Below are 13,829 nucleotides of genomic sequence, written 5' to 3'. Positions count from 1 at the left end.
CCTCCTGCCATTTCGCCGTCCTTTTCGGCCATCGACATTCCGTTCCGGTAACAAGCGCGAACCGTGACGACGGGGCCACGTAAGGTCCACACCAAAGGGTTCTTTGAACGCGTTCAGGGGACCGTGGCTCTCGGGGGAGGACTCAACATGAACGGGGCAGCCAAGGGCGCCATAGTCGGCGGGGTGTTCCTCGCCCTCGTCGGCGGCGCCGGATACGGGGTGTACGCGCTCGTCGGGGACGGCGGCGAGGGCAAGAACGGCGGCACGGGCGGCGACAGCTCCGTCCAGGCGGGGAAGGGCAGCGGGCCGGTCACCGACAAGGAGACCCTGGCCACCGCAAAGGCCTTCCTCGCCGCATGGGCCTCGGGGGACGAGCGCGCGGCCGCCGACCTGACCAACAACGCCCAGGCCGCCCAGGTCGCCGTCCACGACTTCAAGGAGAGGGCGTACGTGTCCAAGGCGGTGATCACCCCCGGCCCGGCGAACGGCACGACCGTGCCCTTCAAGGTCGAGGCGGAGATCACCTACGAGGGCACCACCAAGCCCCTCGTCTACGACTCCGAGCTCAGCGTGGTGCGCGGCCTGACCACCGGGAAGGCACTGGTCGACTGGAAGCCCTCGGTGATCCACCCGCAGCTCCAGAAGGACGAGAAGCTGCGCGGGGGCTCCCCCGCGACCCCGCCGGTCAAGGCGCTCGACCGCAACGGCAAGGAGCTGACGGCCGAGCAGTACCCCTCGCTGCGCGCCATCCTGGACGACCTGCGCAAGACCTACGGGGAGAAGGCGGGCGGCACGAGGGGGGCGGAGGTGTGGATCGAGCCGGCGGCCCAGGACGCGCCCAAGCGGACCCTGCTGACGCTGGCGAAGGGCAAGCCGGGGGAGATCCAGACCGTACTGGACGCCGATGTTCAGGCCGCGGCGGAGAAGGCGGTGGCGAAGCACGCCGAGGCCTCGGTGGTGGCCGTCAAGCCGAGCACGGGCGAGATCCTGGCCGTGGCCAACCACCGCAAGGACGGCTTCAACGCGGCGATGCGGGGGGCGCGCGCGCCGGGCTCGACGATGAAGATCGTGACGGGGGCCATGCTGATCGAGAAGGGCCTGGTGTCCGCGGACCAGCCGGCGGCCTGCCCGCCCACCGCCACGTGGGAGGGGAAGTCCTTCCACAACCTGAAGAACTTCAAGTCCGAGGGCGAGCCCTTCTCGTCGAGCTTCGCCAAGTCCTGCAACACCGCCTTCATCAGCCTGATCGACAACGTGGGCGACAACGCCGCGCTGCCCCGTGAGGCGAAGGAGGTGTTCGGCATCGGGCTGGACTGGAAGACCGGGGTCATCTCGGTGGACGGGTCGGTGCCGCAGGTCTCGGGCCCGGCCGCGGCCGCCGCGTACATCGGCCAGGGCACGATCACGATGAACCCGCTCAACGTCGCCTCGATCACCGCGACCGCGCGGACCGGGGTGTTCCGTCAGCCGGTGATCGTGAAGGCCTCGCTGGACGGCCGTACTCTCGCCACCGCCTCGCGCCCCTTGAAGCCGGGGGTGTCGGCACAGCTGGTGAAGATGATGAAGCTGACGGCGACGAGCGGCACCGGGCGCGAGGCGATGGCCGCGGTCGGCGGCTCGGACAAGGGCGCGAAGACCGGCTCGGCCGAAGTCGACGGCGCGGGCAGCCCGGACAGCTGGTTCACCGGCTTCAGCGGCGACGTGGCCGCGGCGGCGATGGTCGAGGCCGGCGGGCACGGCGGCGAGGCGGCGGGCCCGATCGTCGCGGAGGTACTGAACGCCGGCTAGTGCTGTGGCCGGAAAGGTTTGCCGGGTCGCGGTGTCCGGTGCGGTGCATCGCAAGGCGGAGGGCCGCGGCTCGTACTGGACGTACTTGCGCGGTCCGACAACGCAGCGAGGTGCCGTGCCGGGCGCCGTGACCCGGTGAACCTTGCCGGTCACAGCACTAGCCCTCCCGGGCGGGGTCGGGCCGGTCGCCCTGCGCGGCCCCGCCGCCGGGGCTCCGCCGGGGTAGCCCTCCCGGGCGGGGTCGGGCCGGCCGTCCTGTGCGCCCCCGCTGCCGGGGCTCCGCCCCGGACCCCGCTCCTGTGGTGTCCGCGGGCGGGGCTTCGACCGTCCGGGTTGGTCCGCGGTGTCCCCCCGCGCATGCCATGCCACTACCCCCTGGGCCGGGGTGGAGTGTCCGCGACGACGAAATCCAGCCCCGCCGGCGATTGAGGCGCGGGGTCCGGGGCAGAGCCCCGGCAGCGGCACCGCCCCGACAGGGCGGCGGTCCCGCCGGGTGGGCTCCGCGCGGACGGGGAAACGTGGTCGACCCCGTCGGGCGGGCAGCGCTAGCGTCCCCGTATGACGACCACCACGCACCCCCTGTTCGCCGAGGCCCTGGACGGGCTGGGCCTCGAGCTCACCGTCCGCTCCTTCCCCGAAGGGACCCGTACGGCCGCCGACGCCGCCGCCGCGATCGGCTGCGAGCTCAGCCAGATCGTGAAGTCGCTGATCTTCGCCGCCGACGGGGTCCCCGTACTGGTCCTCATGGACGGGGCCTCCCGCGTCGACGTGGAGGCCGTACGCCGAGAGCTCGGCGCGGGGAAGGTGACCCGGGCGGACGCCGCCGTGGTCCGGGAGACGACGGGCTACGCCATCGGCGGGGTCCCGCCCTTCGGCCACCGCACCCGCACCCGGGTCCTGGCCGACCGGTCCCTGCTGGCCCACACCAAGGTCTGGGCGGCGGCCGGCACCCCGAACACCGTGTTCCCGATGGGCCCGACGGAGCTCATCGAGCATGCGGGGGCCACGCTGGCCGATGTACGGGAGCGGGTCTCAGAGGGCTGACAGCGCCGACTTCAGGGCCCGTACCAGGGCCTGCGCGCGCGGGTCGGCGGTCACCGACTTGGCCAGCGCGTTCGTCACGTAGCCGAAGCCGATCCCCGCCTCCGGGTCCGCGAACCCGAGGGAGCCCCCGCGGCCCGGGTGCCCGAAGGAGGCCGGGGAGAGCAGCGGCGAGGCCGGGCCGTGCAGCATGTAGCCGGGGCCGAAGCGGGTGTTCACGACGAGCACCCGGTCGGGGCCCGCCGAGAGCTCCCGGCCGGCGAGCGCGGTGGTCTCGGGGGTGAAGACGCGCGCGCCGTCCTCGACCACCCCGACGGTGGACCCGTAGAACCGGGCCAGGCCGCGGGCCGTGCCGATGCCCGCGGAGGCGGGGAGCTCGGCGGCCCGGTAGGCGGGGTCGTTCTCGTCGGGCAGCGGGTCGATGGCCGCGAAGGCGCGGCGGGTGAGCGAGGCGGGGTCGGCGTAGGCCTCGGAAACGTTTCGCCTCGGCCGGGTCTTCAGCATGCCCGCACTCTCGGGCGGGTCGACGGGGGCCACCCGGCCCACCCGGTGGGCCTCGGCCTCCGGCAGGCCGATCCAGAAGTCCACGCCCAGCGGTTCCGCCATCTCCTCGGCCAGCACCGAGCCCAGCGTGCGGCCGGTGACCCGCAGCACCAGCTCGGACAGCAGCCAGCTGTAGGTCTGCGCGTGGTAGCCGTGCCCGGTGCCCGGCTCCCAGAAGGGCCGCTGCGCGGCGATCGCGCGCGCCCCGGACACCCCGTCGGCGGCCTCGGCGGCGGTCAGCCCCCGGTCCAGCGCCGGGACGCCCGCGCGGTGCGCGAGCAGGTCGCGGACCAGCGTCTTCTCCTTGCCGCCCGTCTTGAACTCCGGCCAGTACGAGCCCACGGGCGCGGCCAGGTCCAGGAGTCCGCGCTGGTGCAGCAGCAGCGGCACGGCGGCGGCCACGCCCTTGGTGGCGGAGCGGACTATCTGCGCGGTGTCCGCCGTCCAGGGATCCGTACCGTCGGCGTCCTTCGTGCCGCCCCACAGGTCGACCACCTTGCGCCCGTCCCGGTAGACGGACACCGCCGCGCCCCGGTCACCGAGCACCTCGAAGTTGCGTACGAAAGCGTCGCGGACCGGCTCGAAGCCCTCCGCCACCTCACCCTGGATGTTCACGTGCACACCAACAACGGACGGCGTGCGCTTATGCCACGCTCACGGAGCGCGGGTCGAAGCCGAAGGGGAGCTCCAGCCGGTGCGCCCGCATCAGAGCCTCGTCGCACAAGAGGTCCCGCGTCGGGCCGTCGGCGGCGATGACCCCCTCGCTGAGGATCACCGAGCGCGGGCACAGTTCCAGCGCGTAGGGCAGGTCGTGGGTGACCATCAGCACGGTCACGTCGAGCGAGCGCAGGATGTCCGCGAGCTCGCGGCGCGAGGCCGGGTCGAGGTTGGACGAGGGCTCGTCGAGGACGAGGATCTCCGGCCGCATGGCCAGGACCGTGGCGACGGCCACCCGGCGGCGCTGGCCGAAGGAGAGGTGGTGAGGCGGCCGGTCGGCGAAGTCCGTCATGCCGACCTGCTCCAGCGCCGCGCGCACCCGCTCCTCCAGCTCCACGCCGCGCAGGCCCGCCGCGGCCGGGCCGAAGGCCACGTCCTCGCGCACGGTCGGCATGAACAGCTGGTCGTCGGGGTCCTGGAAGACGATCCCGACCCGGCGCCGGATCTCGGCGAAGTTCCGCTTCTCCACCGGCAGCCCGGCCACGGCCACCGTGCCGACCCCGCCGCCGAGGATCCCGTTGAGGTGCAGCACGAGGGTGGTCTTGCCGGCGCCGTTGGGGCCGAGCAGGGCGACCCGCTCGCCGCGCCCCACGCTCAGGTCGACCCCGAACAGGGCCTGGTGGCCGTCGGGGTAGGCGTAGGCGAGGCCGGTCACTTCGAGCGAGGGGGTGGGATTCACTTGGACCTCCGGTCACAGGATCCGATATGCTTCACTACAGACAGTGCGCAGCGAGAACCAAGCACGCACGTCCCTTACGCGTTGCTGTTATCCGGGCTGGTTTCAACCCGGCTGGCGTTGATCGTGGAAGACCTGACGGGCCGCCGGTCCACCAGGCAGCGTGAGCCAGGAATCCCCTCCCTCGGGAAGGGAGGATTCAAAAGGTCCAGCCCATCAGACAGACGGCGAGGGCCGTCACCGGGAGCACGGCCGCGTACGCCCACTGGGCGCGGGTGGCCACGACTTCGTCGATCACCGGCATCGAGCCGGCGTAGCCGCGGCTGACCATCGCGAGGTAGACCCGCTCGCCGCGTTCGTAGGAGCGGATGAACAGCGCGCCGGCCGTCTTGGCCAGCACCCCCCAGTGCCGGATGCCGCTGGCCTCGAAGCCGCGCGAGCGGCGGGCGATGGACATCCGGCGCAGCTCGTCGCTGATCACGTCCCCGTAGCGGATCATGAAGGAGGCGATCTGGACGAGGAGCGGGGGCAGCTTCAGGCGTTGCAGGCCGAGCAGCAGGGCCCGCAGTTCGGTGGTCGAGGCGAGCAGCACGGAGGCGGCGACGCCGAGCGTGCCCTTGGCCAGCACGTTCCAGGCGCCCCACAGGCCCGAGACGCTGAGCGACATGCCGAGGAACTCCACCCGCTCGCCCTGGGCGACGAAGGGCATGAGCACGGCGAAGGCGACGAAGGGGATCTCGATCAGCAGCCTGCGCAGCAGGAAGCCGGCCGGGATGCGGGCCACGGCCGCGGCCGCCGCGACGAGCACGGCGTACGCGCCGAAGGCCCACACCGCCTCGCGCGGGGTGGAGACGACGACCACGACGAAGGCGAAGGTCGCGGCGAGCTTGCAGTGCGGGGGCAGCGCGTGGACGGGCGTGTGGGCGTGCCGGTAGAGCTTGTGGGCGTGCCCCGCGCCCATCAGACCGCTGCCGACGGTGCGGCCGAGGGCTCGACCGCGCGGCGGCGGCGCACGACCCAGAAGATCCCGGTGCCGACGGCGACGGTCGCGCCGACGCCGAGGGCGCCCGCGAGGCCGCCGGAGAGGCGGGCGTCGGTGACGTCCTTGACGGCGTAGTCGGCGAGCGGGGAGTCCTTCGCGGCGTGGTCCTCGACCTTGGCGTCGATGCCCTGGTCGGCGGCGACCCTCTCCAGGCCGTCGGGGCTGGCGGAGGCGTAGAAGGAGACGAAGCCGGCCAGGACGAGGGCGGTGACCAGGCCGGTGACCCATACCTTCACGGTGGAGCGGGCGGCGGCGGGCGCGACCGCGGCCGCCGGGGCGTCGACGAGTTCGCCGCCGACGCGCAGCTTCAGCGGGGCGGTCAGCCCGCGCGCGCCGTGCACCAGGTCGGGCCGTACGGCGATCACGGCGCCCACGGTCGCCGCGGTGATGGCGGCCTCGCCGATGCCGATGAGCGTGTGGACGCCGACCATGGCGGTGAACACCTTGCCAATGGCGACGTCGGTGGTGCCGCCGATGGCGTAGAGGGCGGTGAAGGCCGCGGCCGCGCCGGGCACCGAAAGCAGGGCTCCGGCGAAGGCGGCGACGGTCACGGAGCGGCGGGTGGGCGGCAGCACCTTGAGCAGCCCGCGGAAGACGGCGTAGGCGACGACGACGGTGACGACGCCCATGACGGTGATGTTCACGCCGAGGGCGGTCAGGCCGCCGTCGGCGAAGAGGATGCCCTGCATGAGGAGGACGACGGACACGCAGAGCACGCCGGTGTAGGGGCCTACGAGTATCGCGGCGAGGGCCCCGCCCAGCAGGTGGCCGCTGGTGCCGGCGGCGACGGGGAAGTTCAGCATCTGTACGGCGAAGATGAAGGCGGCGACGAGGCCGGCGAGCGGCGCGGTGCGCTCGTCGAGCTCCCGGCGGGCTCCGCGCAGGCTCACGGCCACGGCGGCGGCGGCCGTCACTCCGGCGGCCACCGACACGGGTGCGTTGATGAATCCGTCGGGCACGTGCATGGGGGCTCCGCTTTCTCGCAGTCTGCAACCGTCCAAGAATAGTGCCCACCTGCAAACCACTGGCAATAGCGCCTTCATCACAATTGAATCCGTGCGGATCGGGCGGAATGTGCGAGGCTGGACGGACAAACGGACTCATTTGCTCCGATTCGAGGAGTCTTGTCGATGTCAGCCACCGCCGAGAATCCCGCACCGACCGTCACCGTCACCGCCGTCGAGGAGCGGGTCATCGCGCGCGTGATCAGCGACGATCCCCTCTACCGGAAGATTCCGGTGGCCCTGCGCTTCGCCCCGTCCGAGCCACTGGCCGTGCGGATCGTCTTCCCCGCCGACCTGTCCCCCGAGGGCACGGACAACGAGTGGGTCTTCCCCCGGGCCCTGCTGGAAGCCGGGCTACAGGCCCCGACGGGGACCGGGGACGTACGCGTCTGGCCCTGCGGCCGCGTCCAGGCGGTCGTCGAGTTCCACTCCCCGGACGGCGTAGCGGTGGTGCAGTTCGACATCGCGGCCCTGCGCCGCTTCCTGCGCCGCACGTACGCGCCCGCCGGCCGTTAGGCCGCCTCCTCCGGACCTGCGCGCGAACGGGCCCGGCCCCGTACCTCCTGGTGATCAGGGGGTGCGGGGCCGGGCCGTTTCAGTGCCTCACACGTTCAGCGGGTCACGCGTTGACCAGCTCGCGGTCCTTGCCCGGCCCCTCGGGGCCGTCGCCGGAACCGGACAGGTGCTTGCGCAGGCTCTCGCCCTCGACGTCGACGTTCGGCAGCAGCTTGTCCAGCCACTTCGGCAGCCACCAGGCCTTGTGCCCGAGCAGTGCGAGCACCGCGGGGACGATGGCCATGCGGACCACGAAGGCGTCGAAGAAGACGGCGACGGCCAGAGCGAAGCCGATCATCTTGACCATCTGGTCGCTCGCCCCCAGGAAGCCGGAGAAGACGGCGATCATGATGACGGCGGCGGCCACGACCACCCGGGCGCTGTACTGGAAGCCGGTCACCACGGCCTGGCCCGGGCGCTCGCCGTGGACGTACGCCTCCCGCATGCGGGTGACGAGGAAGACCTCGTAGTCCATGGCCAGACCGAAGACCACGCCCACCATGAAGATCGGCATCATCGACATGATCGGGCCGGTCTGCTCCACGCCGAACAGCGAGCCGAGCCAGCCCCACTGGAAGACCGCGACGACCGCGCCGAGGGCGGCGACCACCGAGAGCAGGAAGCCGAGGGCCGCCTTGAGCGGGACCAGGATCGAGCGGAACACCAGCATCAGCAGCAGGAAGGCGAGGCCGACGACGAGCGCCAGGTAGGGCAGCAGCGCGTCGTTCATCTTCTGCGAGAAGTCGATGTTCATCGCGGTCTGGCCGGAGACGAGGACGTCGTCCCCGTTGCCGTCGCGGATCTCGTGGACCAGGTCCTCGGTCTGCGTGGAGGACGGACGGTCCTTCGGGATGACGTTGATGATCGCCGCGTTGCCGTCCTTGTTGGGCATCGGCGGGGTGACCGCGGCCACGCCGTCCAGGCCCTTGATCCGGTCGACGGTCTGGTCGGCGAGCTCCTTGCCGCCGTCCACGACCACCATCAGCGGGCCGTTGAAGCCGGGGCCGAAGCCGTCGGACAGCAGGTCGTACGCCCTGCGCTGGCTGGTGGAGACCGGCGCGGCGCCGTCGTCCGGCAGGCCCATCTCCAGCTTGCTCGCCGGGATCGCGATGACGCCGAGGCCGATCACACCGGCCAGCAGGACCATGACGGGGCGGCGCAGGACGAAGCGGGCCCAGCGGGTGCCGCCGTTGGCCTTCTTCTCCGAGCCCGCAGGCTTGCCCTTGCCGAACAGCCTGCTCTTCTCGCCGGCCGGCAGGACCTTCTTGCCCGCGAAGCCGAGGATGGCCGGGACCAGGGTCAGGGCGACGAGCACCGCGATGACCACCGTTCCGGCGGCCGCGAAGCCCATCTTGCTCAGCATCGGGATGTTGACGACGGCCAGGCCCACGAGGGCGATGACCACGGTCAGACCGGCGAAGACCACGGCGGAGCCGGCGGTTCCGGCGGCCCGGCCGGCGGCCTCGTCGCGCTCCCGGCCCTCGGCGAGCTCCACGCGGTAGCGGGAGACGATGAAGAGGGCGTAGTCGATGCCGACCGCGAGGCCGATCATCATCGCGAGGGTGGAGGTGGTGGAGCCGAGGTCCAGCACGTTGGCGAGCGCGGTGATGGAGGAGACGCCGATGCCCACGCCGATCAGCGCGGTCAGCAGCGGCAGCCCGGCCGCGATCAGCGAGCCGAAGGTGATGACGAGGACGATCGCGGCGACCAGGATGCCGATGACCTCGCCGGAGCCGGTCTCGGGGGCCTCCATCAGCGCGTCGCCGCCGATCTCGACCGTGAGGCCGGAGGCCTTGGCGTCCTTGCCGGACTCCTTCAGCGCCTCGCGGGTCGCGTCGGTCAGCTCCATGCCGCTGACCTTGTACTTGGTGCTGATGTAGGTCGTGGAGCCGTCCTGGCTCACGGCCTGCGCCTCGTACGGGTTGGCGACCGAGGCGACCTGGTCCTTGCCGGGACCGGACTTCAGGTCGTCGATGATCTTCTCGACCTCGGCCTTGGGGCCGGGGTCGGTGACCTTCGCGCCCGCCGGGGCCTTGATCACGATGCGGGCGGTGGCGCCGTCGGCGGCCATGCCCGGGAAGCGCTCTTCGAGCAGGTCGAAGGCCTTCTGGGCCTCCGTGCCGGGTATCGAGAAGGAGCCGGAGGTGGGCGCGCCGGCCGACGCCGCGCCGAATCCGGCGGCGAACAGCAGCGCCACCCATATGAGGGCGACGAGCCCGCGGCGCCGGAAAGCGCCGCGGCCGAGCCGGTAGAGGAAGGTAGCCACGAGGGTGGTTCTCCCGTTCAGGTCGTGGGATGAGAAGGGCAGGAAAAGCCGGCCCGACGACGAGAGCGGCGTGTCAGGAGCAGCGCGGAGCGTGGAGCAACGGGGACGGGGTCGAACGGGGAGTGTCAGACGCCGAGGGCGGGGAAGACCACGGCGTCGATGAAGTCACCGAGGAAGGTCCGGTCCACCGGACGGTCCTCGATCAGCGGGAGCGCGATGAACGCCCCGATGAGCATGTGCGGTACGAAGTCGAGGGCGGGGCAGTCCGGGCGGATCTCGCCCCGGTCCACCGCGCGCCGCAGCATCGCCTGGAGACCGTTGATCTCCGGGTCGACGAGCAGGTCGCGCAGCGCCTTGTGGAGCTCCGGGCTCTCGTGGACGGCATGGGCCAGGCCCCGCATCAGCGCGGTGTCCTTCGCCATCTGCGCGTCGTCCGAGTGCTCCACCATGCGCGCGAAGTCCCCGCGCAGGCTGCCCGTGTCGATCTCCCGCAGCGAGACGGGCTGCGTACATCGCAGGGCCTTGGCGACCAGCTCCGGCTTGCTCCCCCACTGGCGGTAGAGGGTGGCCTTGCTGGACTTCGTACGGGCGGCGACCGCGTCCATGGTCAGCGCCTCGTAGCCGACGTCACGCAGGAGGTCGAGGACCGCCTCGTGCAGTTCGGCCTGCCGTTCGGGCGTGATCCGGCTGCGCCTCGGCGCATTCGCCTCGGTCATCTCCGCACCTCCATCCGAACGAAACGACTCCGTACACATAAGACCATACCCCCCGCCCCAACGAAACGAAACCGTTCCGTTTCGCTTGCGGGAGTGGTGTGGATCACCTGTACGAGTTGCCAGGCCCCCCTGGCGCGGAAAGCATTGGGGGGTGAGTCACGACGTCGCGTACCTCCGCTTCCCGCACCTGCACGACGACCTGCTGTGCTTCGCCACCGAAGACGATCTTTGGGTGGCGCCCTTGGTTCCCCCTGGAGAGCCGGTCGGCCGGGCCTGGCGCCTCACCGTCGACCGGACCCGGGTCAGCCACCCCCGCTTCTCCCCCGACGGCAGCCACATCGCCTACACCACCTGGCGCAGCCTCGACCCCGAGATCCACCTCGTCCCGGTGCACGGCGGGCCCGCCCGCCAGCTGAGCTACTGGGGTGCCACCGACACCCGCGTCTGCGGCTGGGACCCGGACGGCAACGTCCTCGCGGTCTCCTCCCACGGCCAGCCCTTCTCCTACTTCTCCTGGGCCTACAAGGTGCCCACGGACGGCAGCCCCGGCGGCCGCCTGCCCTGGGGGCCCGTCTCCGACATCCAGGTCGCCGACATCGACGGCGAGCACCGCACCCTGCTCCTCACCGGCAAGCCCCCGCACGAGCCCGCCGCCTGGAAGCGCTACCGGGGTGGCGCCACCGGGCGGCTGTGGCTGCACGGCAAGAGGCTGCTGGAGGACGTCGAGGGGCACCTCGACGCCCCCATGTTCGTGGGCGGCCGCATCGCCTTCCTCTCCGACCACCAGGGCGTCGGCAACCTGTACTCCTGCCGGTACGACGGCACCGACCTGCGCCGCCACACCGACCACGACGAGTTCTACGCCCGGCACGCCTCCAGCGACGGCCGCCGGATCGTCTACCAGTGCGCCGGGGACATCTGGCTCGTCGACTCCCTCGAACCCGACGCCGTCCCGCGCAAGCTCGACGTCCGCCTCGGCGGCCCGCGCGCCGGCCGGCGCACCTACCAGGTGCCGGCCGCCAGCCACGTCGACTCCCTGTCCGTCGACGCCACCGGGCGGGCCAGCGCCGTCGTGGTGCGCGGCAGCCTGTACTGGCTGACCCACCGCGACGGGCCCGCCCGAACCATCGCCGACACCCCGGGCGTGCGGGTACGGCTGCCCGAGATGCTCGGCTCCGGCGGCCAGGTCGCGTACGTGACGGACGCCGAGGGCGAGGACGCCATCGAGATCGCCTACCTCCCCCGGGCCTCCGGGGACCGGGAGCCGCGCCGGCTGGCCTCCGGCGAGCTGGGCCGCGTAACGGAGCTGCTGTCCGATCCGGACGGGGAGCGGCTCGCGATCGCCTCCAACGACGGCCGGCTGCTGCTCATCGACGCCACCGAGGAGTCCAACGGGGAGGTCACCGAGCTCATCCGGTCCATCAACGGGCCCGTCACCGACCTGGCGTTCTCCCCCGACGGCGGCTGGCTGACCTGGTCCCACCCCGGCATCGGGCGCTCGCTGCGGCAGATCAAGATGGCCCGGATCTCCGGCCCCGGCCCGCGCGTCATCGTGGACGTCACCAACGGCCGCTTCGAGGACGAGAACCCGGTCTTCACCCGGGACGGCCGCTACCTGGCCTTCCTCTCCTGGCGCGGCTTCGACCCGGTGTACGACGTGCACACCGGCGACCTGTCCTTCCCGCTGGGCTGCCGCCCCTACCTGGTGCCGCTGTCCTCGGCCACCCCCTCCCCCTTCGCGCTGTCCGCGGAGGGCCGGCCCGCCGCGGGCGGACTCGACCCGGCGGAGGGCGACACCGGCGACGGCACGGTGACCGTGGAGGTGGAGGGCCTGGAGAGCCGGGTCACCCCCTTCCCGGTGACCGCGTCCAAGTACTCGGCCCTGTACCCGGTGCACGGCGGCGGGCTGGTCTGGCTCCGCTGGCCGATCTCGGGCGCCCTCGGCGAGACCTTCGCCAACCCCAACGACATCAGCGGCAAGCCGACGCTGGAGTACTTCGACCTCACCAAGGCCCGCAAGACCGAACTGGCCTCCGGGCTCGACTGGTTCGCGGTCAGCGGCGACGGCACCCGGCTCGTCATCAACGACGACGGCGACCTGCGCGCGGCCCCCGCGACCGAATCCGGCGACAGCGACTCGACGGTCTACCTCGACCTGCGGCGCATCCTGCACGAGGTGGACCCGGCCGCCGAGTGGCGCCAGGCCTACGAGGAGGCCGGGCGGATCATCCGCGCGTACTTCTGGGAGCCGAAGATGTGCGGCATCGACTGGGACGGGGTGCTGCGCCAGTACCGCTCCCTGGTCGAACGGGTCGCCTCCCCCGACGAGTTCGCCGACCTGCTCCGCGAGGTCCTCGGCGAACTCGGCACCTCGCACGCCTACGTCTCCCCCGCCCGCCGCAACGAGGGCCCCCCGCACTACCAGCGCGCCATCGGGCTGCTCGGCGCCAACCTCGTCCCCCGGGACGGGGCCTGGGTGGTCAGCCGCATCCTGCCCGGCGAGTCCTCCGACTCCAAGGCCCGATCCCCGCTGGCCGGCACCGGCATCCGGGAGGGCGCGGTGCTCACCCACGTCGACGGCCGGCCCGTGGACCCGGTCACCGGGCCCTACCCGCTGCTGTCGGCGGCGGGCGGCACCACCGTCGAGCTGACCTTCACCCCGGCCGAGGGCGAGGGCCGGGCCCGGCGGGTCGCGATCGTGCCGCTGGTCGACGAGCGTCCGCTGCGCTACCAGGACTGGGTGGCCAAACGCCGCGCGGTGGTCCGCGAGGTCAGCGGCGGCCGGTGCGGCTACCTGCACATCCCCGACATGGGCGGCTCGGGCTGGGCGCAGTTCAACCGCGACCTGCGCATGGAGATGTCCCGGCCCGCGCTGATCGTCGACGTGCGCGGCAACGCGGGCGGGCACATCAGCGAGCTGGTGGTGGAGAAGCTGACCCGCTCGATCCTCGGCTGGGACCTGACGCGCAACGCGCAGCCGGTGTCGTACGCCTCCAACGCGCCCCGCGGCCCGATCGTGGCGCTGGCCGACGAGGCCACCTCCTCGGACGGCGACATGATCACCGCGGCCTTCAAACTGCTGGGCCTGGGCCCGGTGGTCGGCCAGCGCACCTGGGGCGGGGTGGTCGGCATGACAGGCCGGCACACCCTCGGCGACGGCACGGTGATCACGGTGCCGATGAACGCCGCGTGGTTCCCGGAGTACGGCTGGTCGGTGGAGAACCACGGCGTGGAGCCGGACCTGGCGATCCTGCGCACCCCGCTCGACTGGGCGGAGGGCCGGCACGCCCAGCTCGACGACGCCGTGCACCTGGCGCTGGAGCTGCTGGAACAGGACCCGGCCGCCGTGCCCCCCGGCTACACGGACGTCCCGGACCGCCGCCGCCCGAAGCTCCCGCCGCGGTAGTTCCGCATGCGGTAGGAGCGCATGCGGAAGGGGCGCGATCCGCAGGACGGTGCGGATCGCGCCCCTCGGCGCCGC

Annotated in this window: 10 protein-coding genes; 4 read left to right on the top strand and 6 right to left on the bottom strand. The window is 72.3% G+C overall.

The window, feature by feature from the left end; translation table 11 throughout:
* Positions 1-147 precede the first annotated feature (147 nt).
* Positions 148-1,788, top strand: a complete 1,641-nt coding sequence (locus AB0O21_RS13680; protein WP_365170511.1) for a penicillin-binding transpeptidase domain-containing protein — start codon at positions 148-150, stop codon at positions 1,786-1,788.
* 558 nt (positions 1,789-2,346) lie between these two features.
* Positions 2,347-2,832, top strand: a complete 486-nt coding sequence (locus tag AB0O21_RS13675; RefSeq protein ID WP_365170508.1) for a YbaK/EbsC family protein — start codon at positions 2,347-2,349, stop codon at positions 2,830-2,832.
* On the opposite strand, the gene AB0O21_RS13670 is transcribed toward AB0O21_RS13675, so the two are convergent.
* The 4 genes from AB0O21_RS13670 to AB0O21_RS13655 all read right to left on the bottom strand — a co-directional run bounded on the left by AB0O21_RS13670 (position 2,821) and on the right by AB0O21_RS13655 (position 6,772).
* A complete protein-coding gene (locus tag AB0O21_RS13670) occupies positions 2,821-3,987 on the bottom strand; it encodes a serine hydrolase domain-containing protein (protein WP_365170505.1) in 1,167 nt (388 codons plus the stop codon). The genes AB0O21_RS13675 and AB0O21_RS13670 overlap by 12 nt on opposite strands.
* A 28-nt stretch (positions 3,988-4,015) precedes the next feature.
* The gene (locus AB0O21_RS13665) at positions 4,016-4,768 is read right to left on the bottom strand and encodes an ABC transporter ATP-binding protein (RefSeq protein WP_365170502.1); all 753 of its coding nucleotides are present in this window, start codon (positions 4,766-4,768) and stop codon (positions 4,016-4,018) included.
* A 196-nt stretch (positions 4,769-4,964) separates the two neighbouring features.
* Positions 4,965-5,726, bottom strand: coding sequence for a cobalt ECF transporter T component CbiQ (gene cbiQ, locus AB0O21_RS13660; protein WP_365170500.1), 762 nt, complete (start codon positions 5,724-5,726; stop codon positions 4,965-4,967).
* On the bottom strand, positions 5,726-6,772 hold the full coding sequence (locus AB0O21_RS13655; RefSeq protein ID WP_365170497.1) for an energy-coupling factor ABC transporter permease: 1,047 nt from the start codon (positions 6,770-6,772) through the stop codon (positions 5,726-5,728). Before AB0O21_RS13655 ends, cbiQ begins: the two co-directional genes overlap by 1 nt.
* Positions 6,773-6,937: 165 nt before the next feature.
* On the opposite strand from AB0O21_RS13655, the gene AB0O21_RS13650 reads away from it, so the two are divergent.
* On the top strand, positions 6,938-7,327 hold the full coding sequence (locus tag AB0O21_RS13650) for an SsgA family sporulation/cell division regulator (RefSeq protein ID WP_365170495.1): 390 nt from the start codon (positions 6,938-6,940) through the stop codon (positions 7,325-7,327).
* A 103-nt stretch (positions 7,328-7,430) separates the two neighbouring features.
* On the opposite strand, the gene AB0O21_RS13645 is transcribed toward AB0O21_RS13650, so the two are convergent.
* Together AB0O21_RS13645 and AB0O21_RS13640 are read right to left on the bottom strand one after the other, a co-directional pair.
* On the bottom strand, positions 7,431-9,632 hold the full coding sequence (locus AB0O21_RS13645; RefSeq protein WP_365170493.1) for an MMPL family transporter: 2,202 nt from the start codon (positions 9,630-9,632) through the stop codon (positions 7,431-7,433).
* A 125-nt stretch (positions 9,633-9,757) separates the two neighbouring features.
* Positions 9,758-10,348, bottom strand: a complete 591-nt coding sequence (locus AB0O21_RS13640; RefSeq protein WP_365170490.1) for a TetR/AcrR family transcriptional regulator — start codon at positions 10,346-10,348, stop codon at positions 9,758-9,760.
* A 151-nt stretch (positions 10,349-10,499) separates the two neighbouring features.
* On the opposite strand from AB0O21_RS13640, the gene AB0O21_RS13635 reads away from it, so the two are divergent.
* A complete protein-coding gene (locus AB0O21_RS13635) occupies positions 10,500-13,754 on the top strand; it encodes a S41 family peptidase (protein WP_365170487.1) in 3,255 nt (1,084 codons plus the stop codon).
* Positions 13,755-13,829 lie beyond the last annotated feature (75 nt).

The organism is Streptomyces sp. NPDC091371 (assembly GCF_040684275.1).
Classification (GTDB): domain Bacteria; phylum Actinomycetota; class Actinomycetes; order Streptomycetales; family Streptomycetaceae; genus Streptomyces.
This window is presented reverse-complemented; position numbering and strand designations above follow the sequence as displayed.

Bases quoted from the DNA above. Each gene is read 5' to 3' on its own strand.
- AB0O21_RS13680 (WP_365170511.1), top strand. From the start codon at position 148: ATGAACGGGGCAGCCAAGGGCGCCATAGTCGGCGGGGTGTTCCTCGCC.
- AB0O21_RS13675 (WP_365170508.1), top strand. From the start codon at position 2,347: ATGACGACCACCACGCACCCCCTGTTCGCCGAGGCCCTGGACGGGCTG.
- cbiQ (WP_365170500.1), bottom strand. From the start codon at position 5,726: ATGGGCGCGGGGCACGCCCACAAGCTCTACCGGCACGCCCACACGCCC.
- AB0O21_RS13655 (WP_365170497.1), bottom strand. From the start codon at position 6,772: ATGCACGTGCCCGACGGATTCATCAACGCACCCGTGTCGGTGGCCGCC.
- AB0O21_RS13650 (WP_365170495.1), top strand. From the start codon at position 6,938: ATGTCAGCCACCGCCGAGAATCCCGCACCGACCGTCACCGTCACCGCC.
- AB0O21_RS13640 (WP_365170490.1), bottom strand. From the start codon at position 10,348: ATGACCGAGGCGAATGCGCCGAGGCGCAGCCGGATCACGCCCGAACGG.